Source organism: Cryobacterium soli (assembly GCF_003611035.1).
Classification (GTDB): Bacteria; Actinomycetota; Actinomycetes; order Actinomycetales; family Microbacteriaceae; genus Cryobacterium; species Cryobacterium soli.
Genome location: NZ_CP030033.1, coordinates 1,797,420 through 1,813,229 on the forward strand (window position 1 = coordinate 1,797,420; position 15,810 = coordinate 1,813,229).

At 70.2% G+C, this 15,810-nt stretch carries 11 protein-coding genes; 1 reads left to right on the plus strand and 10 read right to left on the minus strand.

Annotation, left to right across the window (positions count from 1 at the left end; all coding sequences use genetic code 11):
- Nucleotides 1-53: 53 nt before the first annotated feature.
- The 7 genes from DOE79_RS08155 to DOE79_RS08185 form a co-directional block, all read right to left on the minus strand.
- Nucleotides 54-1,577 carry a glycoside hydrolase family 43 protein gene (locus DOE79_RS08155; protein ID WP_120338065.1) on the minus strand — a complete coding sequence of 508 codons (1,524 nt, stop codon included), beginning with the start codon at nt 1,575-1,577 and terminating at the stop codon, nt 54-56.
- An 8-nt stretch (nt 1,578-1,585) separates the two neighbouring features.
- Entirely contained in the window at nt 1,586-4,060 is a 2,475-nt protein-coding gene (locus DOE79_RS08160) for a glycoside hydrolase family 3 protein (protein WP_120338066.1), read from the minus strand.
- A 66-nt stretch (nt 4,061-4,126) separates the two neighbouring features.
- Nucleotides 4,127-6,277 carry a beta-galactosidase gene (locus tag DOE79_RS08165; RefSeq protein WP_120338067.1) on the minus strand — a complete coding sequence of 717 codons (2,151 nt, stop codon included), beginning with the start codon at nt 6,275-6,277 and terminating at the stop codon, nt 4,127-4,129.
- A 1-nt stretch (nt 6,278) separates the two neighbouring features.
- Entirely contained in the window at nt 6,279-7,136 is an 858-nt protein-coding gene (locus DOE79_RS08170; protein ID WP_120338068.1) for an ATP-binding cassette domain-containing protein, read from the minus strand.
- Nucleotides 7,133-8,947, minus strand: a complete 1,815-nt coding sequence (locus DOE79_RS08175; protein WP_120338069.1) for a dipeptide/oligopeptide/nickel ABC transporter permease/ATP-binding protein — start codon at nt 8,945-8,947, stop codon at nt 7,133-7,135. The genes DOE79_RS08170 and DOE79_RS08175 overlap by 4 nt, the downstream gene beginning before the upstream one ends.
- On the minus strand, nt 8,944-9,885 hold the full coding sequence (locus DOE79_RS08180; protein WP_120338070.1) for an ABC transporter permease: 942 nt from the start codon (nt 9,883-9,885) through the stop codon (nt 8,944-8,946). Before DOE79_RS08180 ends, DOE79_RS08175 begins: the two co-directional genes overlap by 4 nt.
- A 105-nt stretch (nt 9,886-9,990) precedes the next feature.
- The gene (locus DOE79_RS08185) at nt 9,991-11,511 is read right to left on the minus strand and encodes an ABC transporter substrate-binding protein (protein ID WP_120338071.1); all 1,521 of its coding nucleotides are present in this window, start codon (nt 11,509-11,511) and stop codon (nt 9,991-9,993) included.
- A gap of 122 nt (nt 11,512-11,633) precedes the next feature.
- On the opposite strand from DOE79_RS08185, the gene DOE79_RS08190 reads away from it, so the two are divergent.
- Complete coding sequence (locus DOE79_RS08190) at nt 11,634-12,251, plus strand: TetR/AcrR family transcriptional regulator (protein WP_120338072.1); 618 nt, start codon at nt 11,634-11,636, stop codon at nt 12,249-12,251.
- Nucleotides 12,252-12,371: 120 nt separating this feature from the next.
- On the opposite strand, the gene DOE79_RS08195 is transcribed toward DOE79_RS08190, so the two are convergent.
- The 3 genes from DOE79_RS08195 to DOE79_RS08205 form a co-directional block, all read right to left on the minus strand.
- Nucleotides 12,372-13,343 carry a nucleoside hydrolase gene (locus tag DOE79_RS08195; protein ID WP_220094302.1) on the minus strand — a complete coding sequence of 324 codons (972 nt, stop codon included), beginning with the start codon at nt 13,341-13,343 and terminating at the stop codon, nt 12,372-12,374.
- Nucleotides 13,344-13,550: 207 nt separating this feature from the next.
- Nucleotides 13,551-14,501 carry an SDR family NAD(P)-dependent oxidoreductase gene (locus DOE79_RS08200; protein WP_120338073.1) on the minus strand — a complete coding sequence of 317 codons (951 nt, stop codon included), beginning with the start codon at nt 14,499-14,501 and terminating at the stop codon, nt 13,551-13,553.
- A gap of 2 nt (nt 14,502-14,503) precedes the next feature.
- Nucleotides 14,504-15,766, minus strand: a complete 1,263-nt coding sequence (locus DOE79_RS08205; RefSeq protein WP_120338074.1) for a thiolase family protein — start codon at nt 15,764-15,766, stop codon at nt 14,504-14,506.
- Nucleotides 15,767-15,810: the final 44 nt, after the last annotated feature.

A 15,810-nucleotide genomic window follows, 5' to 3' on the forward strand; every position in this document is an offset into this window, starting at 1 on the left:
GGCGGCCGCAGAAGTCCGCTTCGGGAACAGTCGCGGGCGGGTGGATGGTCGCGCTAGTCGGTGCCCGAGTAGCGGAAGGCCGCGAAGGAGACCTCACCGGTCACGGCGTAGAGGCAGATGACCCGGCCGGTGAACGAGGCCGCGGTCTCCTGGGAGAGATACCGGCCGTCGACGCGGGCGAGCTCCACCCGGTCGGCCCCGGTGCCCACGCTGAGCACCACGACGTCGCTGGTCAGGCCGGCCAGGATCGACGATGCATCCGGCGGCACGGTGTCCAGGCCCAGGGTCACTGTGCCGTCGACCAGCTGCGCCGGCGCCAGCGGCACCGTCCACTCCTGGCGGATGCCCGCGACGCAGGCGCGCGCCGTCACGATGCCGTTTCCCACCTCGATCTCGTAGTGGTGGTGCTCGTCGTAGCGCACGCCCAGGCCACCGAGTCCGGTGCCGGGCGCGACCCGTACCGAGGTGCTCGACCAGGGGTTGCGTTGCCGCACCCCCACCAGAACGGGCTGCTCGGCGTCGAGGGTGCCGCCCTCGCCGGTCAGCACCAGCCGACCGGTCAGCGTCGCCAGCTCGGCCGAGTAACGGCGCACGCCGATCCACTCCGGCGCGAGCTCGGGCCCGGTGAAATCATCCGTGAACACGGTCTCGCCGGGCCGCGGGTTCAGCAGCACCGGGTCGGCGGCCAGCCAGTCGTCCTCCCACCGGGCGCCGGTGATGAAGGTCTCCCGACCGAGCGCGGAGAACGCCTGGGTCATGCCGGTGGGCCGCATGCCGAGCATCACGATCGCCCAGCCGCCGTCGGGGGTTTCGACGAGGTCACCGTGCCCGGTGTTCTGGATGGGCCGGTTGGTGCTGCGGGCGGAGAGGATCGGGTTGGCCGGTCCACCCACCGCTGGCCCCTCGGTGAAGGGACCGTACGGGTGCTCGCCGCGTGCCACGCTGATGCCGTGGCCGCGTTCCGTGCCGCCCTCGGCGATGAGCAGGTACCAGTACCCGCCGTGCTGGTAGAGGTGCGGCGCCTCGGGAAACTTCAGCCCGGTGCCCGACCACACCGACACCGGGTCCGACAGCGGGATGCCGGTGTCCAGGTCCACGGTGAACTGCAGGATGCCCTTGTGCTCGCCTGGGTCCTCGCCGCTGGTCACGTCCAGGCCCGAGTAGGTGATGTACGCCAGCCCGTCCTCGTCCCAGGCGAGGTCGGTGTCGATGCCGTGCACGCCCTGGATCACGGTGCCGTCGCTCCACGGGCCGGCCGGGTCGGTGGCGGTGAAGATGAGCATGCCGCGACCCATCGCATCCGTCACCACGACGTAGAAGACGCCGTCCCGGTGCCGGATGGTCGGCGCCCAGGCGCCGCCCAGCGTGGGCACGTGCGCCGACGCGAGCTGACCGGGGCGCTCGACGACGTGACCGATCTGGGTCCAGTCGAGCAGGTCGGTGCTGTGGAACACCGGGATGCCGGGCAGGTATTCGAAGGTGGAGTTGGCGAGGTAGTAATCCGCACCCACCTTGACCACGCTGGGGTCGGGGTAGAACCCGGCGATCAGCGGGTTGGGCCAGGAGAGGTCGCTCATGGCGCCGCTCAGTTCAGCACGATCGAGGCCGACAGGGGCAGCTCGGTCACACTCGTGCCGACCTCGAACAGGTACGAGCCGGTCTCGTAGTGCCAGCCGTCCTGCCAGTCGGCGAATGCGCGCTCCGGCACCTGGATGTCCACGCTCACGCTCTCGCCGGCGGCCGCGAAGACGGCGGCGAAGCCGACCAGCCAGCGCACCGGGCGGTCGATCGTGGAGTCGGCGCGGGACGCGTAGACCTGCACAACCTGCTTGCCGGCCCGCTCGCCGGTGTTGCTGAGGGTGACCGTGACCATCGTGGCGCCGACGGCCGGCAGTGAGGAACCGTCCACGGTGAGGTCGTCGATCGACCAGGTCGTGTAGCCCAGGCCGTGGCCGAATTCGTAGGCCGGCTCGATGTCCGCCTTCAGCCAGGCTCGGTAGCCGATGTGGATGCCCTCGTCGTAGCGCACGATCCCGTTCTCGGGAGTGACGTCGAGCACGGGCACGTCCTCGAGGGTCTTCGGCCAGGTCGTGGGCAGGCGCCCGCCGGGCTCGGCCTCGCCGAGCAGCATCGCGGCGACGGCGTCCCCGTACTCCTGGCCGCCGAACCAGCTGAGCAGGATCGCGGCAACGTCATCCCGCCACGGCATCAGCACGGGCGAGCCGGAGTTGACGACCACGACGGTGCGCGGGTTGGCCGCAGCCACGGCGCGCACGAGGTCGTCCTGCCGGCCGGGCAGGTCGAGGTCGGAGCGGTCGTAGCCCTCCGACTCCACCTTGGAGTTGGTGCCCACGACGAGTACCACCACGTCGGCGGCGGCCGCGGCGGCCACGGCCTCCGCGATGAGCGCATCCGGGTTGGACTGGTCGGGTTCGATGCCGATGGTGATCGACAGCGCGCCCATCAGGGCGCCCTCCGGGTCGATGTCGTACTCCACGACGAGGTCGAGGGAGACGCCGGCGGTCACCTGCACGGCCACCGACGCGGAGGGCGGCGACAGGAACGCGGCGCCCAGGTCGGTGCCCTCCGGGATCACGTGCTCCTCGTGCAGCAGGGTGCCGTCCACGTAGATGCGACCGTTGCCGGCGCCGGCGAAGCCGAGCAGCACCTCACCGGTCTCCTCCGGCGTGTAGCGGGTGCTGAACTCGAGCACAGCGGATGCCGAGATCGGGGCGTCGCCGCCGAACCACACCAGTGCGGTGGCGCGGCGGTCCTCGGCGAACAGCTCGGTGCCGGAGGCGTCCAGGAAGCGCACCCGGGCGCCGGGCTCGTCGGTGTGCGGGTTGACGATGGTGCCGAGCGGCAGTTCGGCGATGCCTTCCTGCACCACGGCGCCCACCGAGTAGGTCACCTCCGCGTTCGGCAGGGCGGCGATCAGGCCGTCGATCGGCGTGACGATGTGCTCCGGCAGCACGGTGGCGCTGCCGCCGCCCTGGGTGCGGGCAAACCGGGCGTTGTGCCCGATCACGGCAACTTTCGTGAGCGTATCGGCGGCCCAGGGCAGTTCCCCCGTGTTCCGCACCAGCACGCTGCCGGCGATCTCGGCCTCCTTGGCGAAGCGGATGCCGTCTTCGACGACCACGGGCGCGGCGACGGCCGGCTCGAACCCCTCGAGCGCGCCCACCCGGGCGGCCAGGGTGAGCAGCCGCAGCACCTTGCGGTCGATCGCGGCCTCGTCCACCTCGCCGCTTGTGACGGCGGCCACCAGGGCGTCGCCCCAGGGTCCGGCCGGGCCGGGCATGACGAGGTCTTGCGAGAAGCGGGCGCTGTTGATGCTGCGCACCGCGGTCCAGTCGCTGATCACGACGCCGTCGAAGCCCCACTCGGAGTTCAGCGGGGTCTCGAGCAGGTCGTTCTCGGTGACGGTGGCGCCGTTGACGGAGTTGTAGGAGCTCATCACGAGCCAGGCGTGCGCCTCGGTGATGGCTTCTTCGAAAGCGAGCAGGTACACCTCACGCAGGGCCCGGTCGGACACGACGACGTCCGCGGTGAACCGGTCGGTCTCGAAGTCGTTGGCGATGTAGTGCTTGGGGGTGGCGCCCACCCCGTTCTCCTGCACGCCCTCCACGTAGGCGGCGGCGAGCTTGGCGGTCAGATGCGGGTCTTCGCTGAACGCCTCGAAGTGGCGGCCGCCGAGCGGCGAGCGGTGCAGGTTGATGGTCGGGCCGAGCACCACGTCCACGCCTTTGCGGCGGGCCTCGACGGCGGCGACGTTGCCGTAGCGGCGGGCGATATCCGGGTCCCAGGCGGCGCCGAGCGCCGTGGAAGACGGCAGGTTGAGCGACGGGGAGCGCTCGTCCCAGACCTCGCCGCGCACGCCACTGGGACCGTCGGAGACCAGGATGCGGCGGAGGCCGATCTTCTCGATCGGCGCGGTGGTCCAGAAGTCGCGGCCGGTGAGCAGCAGCACCTTCTCCTCGAGGGTGAGCCGGCCGAGCAGCTCCGCGAGCCGGGCAGCGGTGGGGTCGGTGACAGCGGTGTCAGGGGTGGTGATCGTCATGGTGCGAATCGCTTTCGTGGGGATCGGTTCTGAAGTGGGGGAACCAGAAGAAGGGGAAGAGAAGGACTATTCGGCGGCGCTGTCGGTGAACACGCGCACGTCCCAGGCGCCCAGCTCCACGGTGGAACCGTGATCGAGGGCGCTACCCGAGATGAGGTCGCTGAGCTGGGCGGGAGCGGTGAGAGTGGCCGGGGTCCACGACCAGTTGTGCACGAAGTACACCCGGGAGCCGTCCGGCGCGCTCGAGGTCGTCACGGTGACGCTCTCGGGCAGTCCGGTCCAGCCGGCCACCGGTTCGGGGACCAGCCAGGCGGCCAGGGAGTGCGCCAGCGCCTGGTTGGGCACCGTGCCCACCACGGTGACGCGGCCGATGCCGTGCACGCGGCTGGTCACGGCCGCCCAACGGCCGAAGTGCGGATGCTCGTAACCGACCAGCGCATCCGCACCGGTGGGGGTGAGGCCGTCGAGCCAGGCAGTGGCGGCGGAGCCGGGCCGCAGCACCAGGCCGCCGCCGGCATCCGTCACTGGGACCGGTTCGGGCAGCGTGGCGAACTCGTCGTACCAGGCGCCCGCGGCCTCGGCCAGCCGGGCCGGCTGCACGTCCTGGCGGGCGCGGCCCTCCCGGTCGGCGTACGCCGACCGCGGGCCGAGCACCAGGTGCCCGCCGGCGGCCGCATAGGCGTCGAGCCAGTCCAGCTCGGCATCCGCGGCGGTGAAGAACCCCGGAACGAGCAGCACCGGATAGCGGTTGGCGAACGAGGCCGCGTCACCGTCTTCGAGTTGGTCGACCCCGGCCGTGACACGACCGGGGAAGATCTGTTGCGGGCGCACCAGCCGGGTCTGCAGCCCGGCATCGAAGGCGCCGCGCACGAAGGCGGCGATGATGCGCCGGTAGGAGTCAGGGTCGAAGTACTGCCCGGGCGCCGAGAACGGGGCCTGCGCCGACAGCGCGAACTTGCTGTCCGAGTCGTAGAGCACGGCCACGTCGTAGTCGGGTCGGGCGCGCGCCACCACGGCGCCGGCCGCGGCGAACTCGCTGCCGAGCCGGGCGATCTCCCGGTAGGTGCGGCCGGGTTTCTGGCTGTGCGGCAGCACACCGCCCCAATAGGTCTCCGCGCCGAAGTGCAGGGAATGCCAGTGCCAGTATTCGATCATGCTCGCGCCGCGGGACACCAGCGCCCACGCGGCCTGACGCCACTGGCCGTCGTAGGGCGAGAAGTTGAGCTGGGAGAACCCGATCGACGCGGCGTTCGTCTCGGTGACCAGGAACGGGCCCTGCTTCGACGAGTACATCACGTCGGCCAGGTGATAGAGCGCCCAGGTGCCCTTCACGATCCAGTCGGCGCTTCTCTCGTCGGTCGACGGGTGCGCGAGCGACGCCTCCCCCTCGTAGTAGGCGTTGCCGCTGGCGATCTCGAGGTTCGCCGACAGGTTCACGTCTTCGACGCCGAGCTGGTCATAGGAGATGCAGGTGGTGACGAACTGCTGCGGGGCCGCGTACTCGCGCACGATGTCGGCCTGCCAGCCGATGTACTCGGTGACCAGCTTGGCCTGGAACCGGCGCCAGGCCAGGTCGTACTGCGGCTGGAAGTTGCCGTCGGGCCGCCAGAGGTCGGCCCAGGTGGACAGCTTGTGCGACCAGTAGACCAGTCCCCACTCGCGGTTGAGGGTCTGAACGTCGCCATAGGTATGGCGCAGTTCGTCGGTGAACCGCTGGAACACGCCCTCGTTGTAGAGCAGCCGGATGCCGGGCTCGTTGTCCACCTGGAAACCGATCACCGCGGGGTGGTCGGCGTAGCGGGCGATGATGGTGCGGATGATGCGCTCGGCATAGAACAGGAACGTGGGGTTGGTGAAGTCCATCTCCTGCCGCATGCCCCAGTGGTTGGGGGTGCCGGTGGCCGAATCGCCGGCCACCTCGGGGTGCAGCCGTTTCATCCACATCGGGATGGCATAGGTGGGGGTGCCGAGGATGACCCCGATCCCCCGCGCGTGGGCGCCGTCGAGCACGGGCTGCAACCAGTCCAGGTCGAAGACGCCGGGCTCGGGCTCCCAGGTGGACCAGACGGATTCACCGACCCGGATGACCGTGAAGCCGGCCTCCTGCATGAGGTCGAGGTCGGCATCCAGCCGGGGGCTCGGCTGGTACTCGTGATAGTAGGCGGCGCCGAAGCGGATGCCCTCGAACGCAGTGGTGTGCTCGTCGGGTGCGGCCATCTCAGGCCACCGTCGGCTCGGCCTGGAGCCGCTGTTCGGCGGCGAGGCGCTGCCGCACCGCCCGCCGTTGCTCCTGCCGGTCGGGGTCGGGCACGGGCGCGGCCAGGAAGAGCCGCTGGGTGTACGGGTGCACCGGGTCGCTGGTGACCTGGTCGCCGGCGCCCCACTCCACGATCTCACCGTGGTACATCACGGCGACCCGGTGGCTGAGGTGCCGCACGACGGCGAGGTCGTGCGAGACGAACAGGTAGGCCACCCCGGTGCGCTCCTGGATCTGCTTGAACAGGTCGAGCACCCGCGCCTGGGTGGAGAGGTCGAGCGCCGAGACCGGTTCGTCGCAGACGATCAGCCGCGGGTCGAGGGCCAGGGCCCTGGCGATGGCGATGCGCTGCCGCTGGCCGCCGGAGAACTCCCGGGGCAGCCGGTCGGCGGCGTTGCTGGGCAGGCCCACCTGGTCGAGCAGGTCGAGGACGCGCTTGGAGGCGTCCTTCTTGGCGACGTTCCGCACGGTGAGCGGCTCCACCAGGATCTGTTCGATGGTCAGGCTCGGGTTCAGCGACGTGTACGGGTCCTGGAAGACCACCTGGATCTCGCTGGCCAGGGCCTTCCGCTGCCGGCGGCCGGCGTGCGCGATGTCCTGGCCGCGGTAGCGGATCTCTCCCCCGGTGACCGGTGCGAGGCCCAGGACGGCGCGGCCCAGGGTGGTCTTGCCGGAACCGGACTCACCGACGAGCCCCACGGTCTCGCCGGGGCGGATGTCGAGGGACACACCCTTGAGGGCCCGGAACGGGTCCTTGCGGAATCCCTTGATCGGGTATTCGACGACGACGTTCTTCACGTCGAGGAGAGGCTCGGTCATGACTCTGCTCCAAGGCTGTCGGTGGGGCTGGTGACGAGGTCGCCGCGGGCTTCGCCGTCTTCGAGGATCGCCGCGAGCAGCGACTGGGTGTACGGGTGCTTCGCGGCGTTGAAGATGGACCGCACCGGCCCCGTCTCGATCACGCGGCCGTCCCGCATCACGCTCACCCGGTCGCACAGGTCGGCGACGACGCCGAAGTTGTGCGTCACCAGGACGACGCCCATGTTGAGTTCGGCCTGCAGCTCGCGCAGCAGGTCGAGCACCTCGGCCTGCACGGTCACGTCCAGGGCGGTGGTGGGCTCGTCGGCGATGAGCAGGTCGGGGTCGCAGGAGACGGCGCCGGCGATGAGCACCCGCTGGGCCATACCGCCGGAGACCTCGTGCGGGTAGGCGGCGAAGGTGCGCTCTGGGTTGGGGATGCCGACCCGGGCGAGTAGCTTGAGGGCTCGCTGGGTGGCCTCCTTCTTGGAAATGCCCAGGCACACCCGCATCGGCTCGATCATCTGGCTGCCGATCGTGAACGCGGCGTCGAGGTTCGACATCGGTTCCTGCGGGATGTAGGCGATCTTCTTACCGCGGATTTTCGTCATCTCCTTCTCGGAGGCCAGGGCGAGGTCGTGCCCCTCGAAGAAGATCGCGCCGCCGGTGACCCGGCCGCCGTCGGGCAGCAGGCGCAGGATCGACCAGGCGGTCTGGGTCTTGCCCGACCCGGATTCGCCGATCAGGCCGTGCACCTCGCCACGTCGCACGGTGAGCGACACATCGTGCACGACGGTCTTCACGGTGCCGTCGGCCTGGTCGTAGCCGATCGCGAGGTCGCGCACATCCAGCAGCACCTCGCCGGTGCGTCCGGAGGAGGACAGGTCGTCGGCGTGGAACACGGCGGCGGTCTTGTTCACATCGGCGGGGCGTAGCGGCGGGCGGCGGCGGCGCTTGGCCTTGCCGCTCTGCTCGAGTTCGTCGCGCATGGTGTTGGCCAGCAGGGTGAGCGCCACACAGGTGAGCGCGATCACGAGGCTGGGCCAGAGGATGAGCATCGGTTCCTTGTAGATCTGCCGGAACCCGTCGTTGAGCATGGTGCCCCAGGTGGGGATCGACTGGTCGCCGATACCGAGGAAGTCGAGTCCGGCCTGGATGGCGATGGCGATGCCGAGCACCATGGCGGACTGGATGATGACGGGCGCGCGCACCACGGTGAGGATGTGCTTGCCGATGATGCGGCCGTCGCCGAGGCCGGCGACCCGGGCCGCGTCCACGTACAGTTCATTGCGCACCGCGGTGACCGACGCGTACACGAGCCGGAAGAAGGCCGGCGAGAGCAGCACGCCGAAGATCATCATGGACAGCCACATCGACGGGCCGAGCACGGCGCGGGCGGCCAGCAGCACGACGATGCCGGGCAAAGCCATCAGCAGGCCGGTGAGCCAGGAGGACACCGCGTCGAACCACTTGCCGTAGTAGCCGGCGATGAGGCCGCCGGTGACGCCGATGGCCAGCGCGATGATCAGTGCCAGGGCGGCGCCGGCCAGGCTGAACCGGCCGGCGAAGATGAGGCGGGAGAACACGTCGCGACCCGAGCTGTCGAAACCCAGCGGATGCCCGTCGGCGGGTCCGCCGAGCACGTTCTGGATCGACGACTCGTTGGGGTCGTGCGGGGCGATCAGCGCGGCGAACACGGCGCTGAGTACGAGCAGCACGAGGAAGACGATGGTGGCCAGGCCGATGGGGTTGCGCAGCAGGCGGGAGAGCAGCGAACGGCGGGCGGCCCGGGGCAGCGCCGGGGCCATCACGGTGGGGGTCAGATCGATCATGAGAGGCGCACCTTCGGGTTGAGCCAGCCCTGGAGCAGGTCGATGAGCAGGTTGACGATGACGACGATCGCGGCCGTCGCCACCACGAGGCCCATCACCATGGGGATATCGCCCTGGGTGGTGGCCTGCACGGCTACCTGTCCGAGGCCCGGGATCGCGAAGATCTGTTCCACGATGACCGCGCCGCCGAGCAGGCCGACGAACTGCACGGCCAGCACGGCCAGGGCCGGGCCGCCGGCGTTTCGCAGCACGTGTTTGAAGACCACCCGGTTGAACGAGAGGCCGCGGGAGCGCAGGGTGCGCACGTAGTCCTGGCGGAGGGCGTCGACGACGCTTCCACGCACCTGCTGGGCGACGCCGGCGATGCCGCCGATCGCCAACGCGACGATGGGCAGGGTGACGCTGGCGGCCCATCCGCTGGGCGAATCGGTGAACGCGGTGTACCCGGTGGGCTTGAACCACTTGAGGTTGAGGGCGAAGAGGGTGACCAGGCCCAGGGCGATGAGGAAGCCGGGGATGGCGAAACCGAGGATGGAGACGGCCTGCACGACCTTGTCGGCCCAGCCGCCGCGGATCGCGGCCCAGACGCCGAGGGCCACGGAGATGATCGCGATGAGCAGGATCGCCCCGATCACGAGGGAGAGGGTGACGCTGAGCCGGGAGGTGATGCCCGCCGTGACGAGCTGGCCGGTGAACCAGGAGGAGCCCAGGTCGCCACGCACGGCGCCGGCGAGCCAGTCGCCGTATTGCACGAGCACCGGACGGTTGAGGCCGAGCTGCTCGGATTTGAGCGCCACGGTCTCGGCGCTGGCCGTCTGGCCGAGGATGCGCCGGGCGATGTCGCCGCCGCCGAGATAGAGGAGCGTGAACGCGATGGTGGAGATGAGGAAGAGGAGGACGACGCCCGAGAGCAATCGCCGGAGGATGAATCTGAACATCACTGTCCCTTTTCTAGAGTTCTAGAGAATGCGACCCGGGTGCGGGAGCCGGCGGGGGCGCCGGGAGGGCCGGGCCGCGCTGGAGCGCGGCCCGGCCGACTGGCCTTAGGAAGCGGGGGTGATGTTCCAGAGGTAGGGGTACGCGTTGCCGGCCTGCATGAGGGCAGAGGTCTTCGCGTCGGTGGCGTAGCTGGACTGCACGCGGTACCACGGGGCGAACCAGGCCTGCTCGACGATGTACGCGTTGAGCTCCTTGAGGGCCGCGTCCGCCTCATCCTCGGTGCCGGTGCCGATGGTGGCGACGAGGGCGTCGACCGTCGGGTCCTGGTACTTGGTGGGGTTGAACGAGGCGTTCGGGGTGAGTTCGAAGTTGATCAGCGCCCAGTCGGCGTCCTGCTGCAGCTGCATCCAGGTGACTCCGTACTTGGGGGCGAGGAGGTCGGCGATGAAGTTGGTGCCGGTGTCGGTGTAGTTCACCGTGATGCCGACGTCCTTGAGCTGCTGCTGGATGAGGGTGAAGACGGCCGGGTTGCCGAGCGAGGTGCTGGGCATCTCGAGGGTGAGGCCATCCGCGTAACCGGCTGCCGCGAGCAGCTTCTTGGCCTCGGCGGGGTCGAAGGCGTACCGGGAGTCGAGGTCCTCGTCGTAGGCGGCCGAGGTGGTCGGGAAGATCTGGGTTGTGGGGGTGCCGAGTCCTTCGCCCACCGCGGTGAGCATGGCCTTGGTGTCGATGGCGTAGTTGAGCGCCTGGCGCACCCGCACGTCGGCGAGGGCGGGGTTCATCGACCCGTCGCGGTCGAAGATGATCAGGCCGGTCCAGTCCAGTTCGAACGGGTTGATCGTGTAGCCGGCGGCCTCGACCTCGGCGTTGTTGGTGTTGTCAGCGAGCTTGGCGCCGTTGACCTGGCCGCCCTTGATCGCGTTGAGCATGGAGGTGGAGTCGGCGAACACCTTGATCGACAGGTTGTCGTAGTGCACAGAGTCCGGGTCCCAGTAGTCGGGGTTCTTGGTGAACTCGTACGAGGTGCCCACGACGGTCTTGGCGGTGTCGAGGATGTACGGACCGGAGCCGACCGGGTTGGTCTGCACGTCAGCGGCGCCGAAGGCGGCGGGGCTTTCCTGCATGCCGGCGTTCTGGCTGAGGTAGTGCAGCAGGGCGGGGTCGGGCTGCGTGAGGGTGAGTTCCACCGTCGTGGCGTCGACCGCGGTGGCCGTGCCCAGCGCCGCCAGGAAGGAGGCGTTCGGGGAGGTGCCGTCACGGAAGCGGGTGAGGTTCTGGGCGGCGGCATCCGCGTTGAACGCGGTGCCGTCGGTGAACTTCACGTCGTCGCGCAGCGTGAGCATGAGCACGGTGTTGTCGTCGTTGTAGGACCACTCGGTGGCCAGGCTGGGGAGCAGCTTGCCGGTGGGGTCTTCCTTGAGGAGGGTGTCGTAAACGGCCTGCCCGTACGGCGACTCGTTGGCGAAGCTGATGTTGGCGGCCTCGAAGGTGGTGTTCTGAACGATGACGCCCAGAGTGAGCGTGTCGGAGCCGGACCCACTGGAGGAAGTGTCGCTTGCCGAGCAACCTGTGAGTGCGAGGGCCGCGACGGCGACCACGGCCGTCAGGCTTTTCCATCGGAACATCGGTGTTCCCTTTCGGTACGTGCAGTCCTTCGTTGGGCCGCCTCGAAAACCGAAGCTAACACGAAAAACGAATAGTTGGTAGGTTTTCGCAGAATTGTTACCGAGCGCGCTAGAGTCGGGCCATGATCCCCTCCGGAACCATCCGAAAGCCGCGCGGCGCCTACGCCAAGACGGCGGCGCGGCGCCGGGAGATCCTTGAGGCCGGCATGGACGTCTTCGCCACGAACGGTTTCCGCAGTGGGTCCATCCGCGAGATCGCGGAGATGGTGGGCATCAGCCAGGCCGGCCTGCTGCACCACTTCTCCAACAAGAATGAGCTGCTGGCCGGGGTATTGGAACTCCGCGACGACCGGGCCACCGAGTACGTCGACACGGCGGCCCCGGCCGGTATCGAGACCATCCGCGGCTTCGTGCGACTTATCGAGTACAACGCCCGCGAGAAGCCCGGCCTGGTGGAATTGCACTGCGTGCTCTCCGCTGAGGCCACCTCGCCGGAGCATCCGGCACACGACTACTTCGTTCGCCGGTACATCTGGGTTGAGTCGTTCCTCACCGATGCGTTCACCGCGATGCGGGATGCCGGCCAGCTGGCCGCCGGGATCGATCCGTCCAGCGCCGCCCGCGGCACGATCGCCATGAGCGACGGCCTGCAGGTGCAGTGGCTGCTCCGCCGCGACGCGGTGGACATGGCCGCGGAGATGCGCAACTACCTGCGCCCCCTGCTCACCGTCGCCCTGTAGTCCCGCCCGCGCGCGCGCCACCCCCGCCGCCGCGAATTCCATTGCGCGGGTCAGGCGCCGTTTCGCGGGTGGCGCGCCACCCGCGAAACGGCGCGCTGCCCGCGCGCCTCCTCCCGGCGGTCAGCCGGCGGCGTGGGCGGCGAGCTTGGCGGTGAAGTCGGCGAAGAGCAGCCGCAGGTCCAGCCGGGTGTACACCCGCATCGGCCGGGGGCCTTGCCGGGGAATCGTGTCGTAGGACCCGTCGGCGCGGATCCGGGGCACGGTGCGGGTGACGTACTCGCTCGAGGAGGGGTCGGCCTCGAACGACGACTGCAGCGCGGTCAGCAGCACGAGCGGGCTGTCACCCAGGATGTACGTCTCGCCGAGGGGCAGGCCGTGGCTGCCGGCCATCACGGCGACCTTCGCGAGGGCGTCGTAGAGGTGGGCTCCGATGGCGCCGTGCGGGCGCACATCCGTGAGCAGTTCGGCCCAGGAGTACAGGGTTTGCCGGTAGGCGTCGCGCGGCACCTGCCAGATCGGCATGAACGAGTCGAAGATCACCCGGGCGGCGGGGATGTCGATGGCCAGGTTGTACTCGGGGCCGTGGGACCCGGGCGGCGGCACGGCGAGGCCCTCGTGCTCGGGGCCGCCGATCCAGACCAGGGTGAGCCGGGTCGCGATGCGCGGTTCGAGCAGGTAGGCGCTGGCGATCTCGGTGAGACCGGCGCCGCAGGCCACGAAGAGCGGCAGGTTCGTGTCGGTGCGCATGGCTTCGGCGATGATGACGTCCGTTGCCGCCGAACGGATGGGCGACAGCGGGTCGGTCATGCCAACGTTCGACCCGGCCAGCACGGGAATCGTGCCGGTGCGGCCGAGCACGTCGAGCACGGTGCGGGCGGCCGCGGCCGCGTTGTCGGCGGTCTGCTCGGAGGGGTCGAACGGGTCGCCGGGCTTCAGATGTGAGCCGATGATGGCGCGGATCTCCACCGACGGCGAGAGCACGTGGTGGGCGAGCTGCACGAGCCCGTCGGGATCACCGGAGAAGTCGTTGTCGATGATGACCCGGGCGCGGGGCTGCACCACCCGCCGCAGTTCGGTCTCGAATGATGTCAACGCCGGCACCTTCCCTGAAGTTTTTCTGATGAGTGTAGTGGCCCCGCCGCCGGTCCACCTCGACGCACGAGATAGTGCTCGCGGCGGGTGAAAGCGCTCGCAGCACGCGATTGTCGCGGATCTATCGCACGCCGCGAGCACTGAGGCGAGCGCTGAGGCACGCCGCGAGCGCTCCCGACGCGCGGGCTCCGTGCTGCGGCCGTGGTCCTACTGGGGCGCCATCCGGATGCCGCCGTCGAGGCGGATGGTCTCGCCGTTGAGCATGGGGTTCTCCACGATGTGGCGCACCAGGGCGGCGTACTCGGCCGGGTTGCCGAGCCGGGCCGGATGCGGCACCTGGGCGCCCAGCGACGCTCGGGCCTCGGCGGGCAGCCCCTGCAGCAGCGGGGTGTCGAACAGCCCGGGCGCGATGGTCACGACGCGGATGAGCGAGCGTGCGAACTCGCGGGCCAACGGCAGCGTCATCGCCGCGACCCCGCCCTTCGATGCGGCGTAGGCCGCCTGGCCGATCTGACCGTCGAAGGCCGCGACGGATGCCGTGTTCACGATCACGCCGCGCTCCGGGGTGCCTCCGTCGGTGGAGTCGACCCGGTCGGTGCCGGCCGAGCCTGAGTCGGTCTCAGCGCCGCGCGAGCCGGAGCCCGTGGAACCCGCTGGGCCGGGACCGACCGGGTCGAGGTCCTGCATTGCCGCGACGGCCAGGCGCACCACGTTGAAGGTACCGAGGAGGTTCACCCGCAGTACCCGCTCGAAGTCGACCAGCGGCATCGCTCCCTGCCGACCCACGGTCCGGGCCGCCGGGGCGATCCCCGCGCAGTTGACCACGATACGGAGGGGCGCGTGGGTTCCGGCCACCGCGACCGCCGCGGCCACGTCGGCCTCGCTGGTCACATCCCCCGGATGGAATATGGCCTCGCCGCCCGCGCGGTGACCCATCCCCGCCAGGGAATGAGCCGCGTCCGAGCCGTCGCTGTCGCCTGTCGAATGGCGCGCTGACCGGGCCCAGGCGTTCAGCTCGTCCGCCCGGTCCGTGCCCGCCGAACCGGCCAGGTCGAACAGCACGACATGCGCCCCGGCCCCGAGCAGCGCCCGCGCGGTGGCCAGGCCGAGGCCGGAGGCCGCTCCGGTGACGAGGGCGGAGCATCCGTCGATGCGCACGGTCAGAGCCGTTCGATGATGGTGGAGTTGGCCATGCCGCCGCCCTCGCACATGGTCTGCAGGCCGTAGCGACCGCCGCCGGCTTCGAGGGTCTCGAGCAGGGTGCCGAGCAACCGGGTACCCGAGGACCCGAGCGCATGGCCGAGGGCGATGGCGCCGCCGTTGGCGTTGAGTTTCGCCGGGTCGGCGCGCAGTTCGCGTTGCCAGACCAACGGCACACAGGCGAATGCCTCGTTGACCTCGTAGGCGTCCAGGTCGTCGATGCCGAGCCCGGAGCGGGCCAGGATGCGCCGGGTGGCGGGGACCACCCCGGTGAGCATCAGCAGCGGGTCGCTGCCCGTCACCGCGAAGCTGTGGAACCGGGCCCGCGGGGTGAGGCCGAGGGCGGCGGCGCGGCTGGCGCTCATGATCAGGGCGGCGGAGGCGCCGTCGGTGAGCGGGGAGGAGTTGCCGGCGGTGATCTGCCAGTCCACCTCGGGGAACCGGGCGGCGAGCTCATCGGTGCGGAAGGCCAGCGGCAGGTCGGCGAGGGTCTCGAGAGTGGTGTTGCGGCGGATGGTCTGGTCGTCGACGACGCGGCTGCCGTCGGGCAGCGACACCGCGAGCAGGCTGCCGGCGAAGTCTCCGCGGTCGGCGGCTTCGGCGGCCAATCGGTGCGACCGGGCGGCGTACTCGTCGAGTTCGGCCCGGGTGAGTCCCCATCGGGCGCTGATCAGCTCCGCCGAGACGCCCTGGCCCACGAGCCCGTTCGGGTAGCGCTCGTGCATCAGGCGGCCGTGCGGGTCCTGGCTGGCGACCGCCGACCACGCCGTGGGCGAGCCCCACCCCTCGGTGCGTCCGGCGGCGTCGGAACCGCCGGCGGGAACCGGTCCCCCGGCCGACCCGAGCGGTACCCGGCTCATCGACTCCACCCCGCACGCGATCACGATGTCGTAGCTGCCCGCGAGCACCCCCTGCGCGGCAAAGGTCGCCGCCTGCTGGCTGGAGCCGCACTGCCGGTCGATGGTGGTGCCCGGCACCGACTCGGGGAACCCGGCGCTGAGCAACGCGGTGCGGGTGATGTTGGTGCTCTGCTCGCCGACCTGGGTGAGGCATCCGCCGATCACGTCGTCGACCAGGGCCGGATCGAGGTCGTTGCGGCTGACGAGGTCGTGCAGCACCCCCGCGAGCAGGTCGGCTGGGTGCACCCCGGCGAGCGCGCCGCCGGGCTTCCCGCGGCCGGAGGGAGTGCGAACGACATCGACGATGACAGCATCATTGCTCATGCCCCCAGCCTAGGCTCGCGGGCCGGCCCGGGGCGGTGCATAAC

Excerpts from the sequence above, each read along its gene's own strand:
- DOE79_RS08155 (WP_120338065.1), bottom strand. The coding sequence starts at position 1,577 with ATGAGCGACCTCTCCTGGCCCAACCCGCTGATCGCCGGGTTCTACCCC.
- DOE79_RS08160 (WP_120338066.1), bottom strand. The coding sequence starts at position 4,060 with ATGACGATCACCACCCCTGACACCGCTGTCACCGACCCCACCGCTGCC.
- DOE79_RS08165 (WP_120338067.1), bottom strand. The coding sequence starts at position 6,277 with ATGGCCGCACCCGACGAGCACACCACTGCGTTCGAGGGCATCCGCTTC.
- DOE79_RS08170 (WP_120338068.1), bottom strand. The coding sequence starts at position 7,136 with ATGACCGAGCCTCTCCTCGACGTGAAGAACGTCGTCGTCGAATACCCG.
- DOE79_RS08175 (WP_120338069.1), bottom strand. The coding sequence starts at position 8,947 with ATGATCGATCTGACCCCCACCGTGATGGCCCCGGCGCTGCCCCGGGCC.
- DOE79_RS08180 (WP_120338070.1), bottom strand. The coding sequence starts at position 9,885 with ATGTTCAGATTCATCCTCCGGCGATTGCTCTCGGGCGTCGTCCTCCTC.
- DOE79_RS08185 (WP_120338071.1), bottom strand. The coding sequence starts at position 11,511 with ATGTTCCGATGGAAAAGCCTGACGGCCGTGGTCGCCGTCGCGGCCCTC.
- DOE79_RS08190 (WP_120338072.1), top strand. The coding sequence starts at position 11,634 with ATGATCCCCTCCGGAACCATCCGAAAGCCGCGCGGCGCCTACGCCAAG.
- DOE79_RS08205 (WP_120338074.1), bottom strand. The coding sequence starts at position 15,766 with ATGAGCAATGATGCTGTCATCGTCGATGTCGTTCGCACTCCCTCCGGC.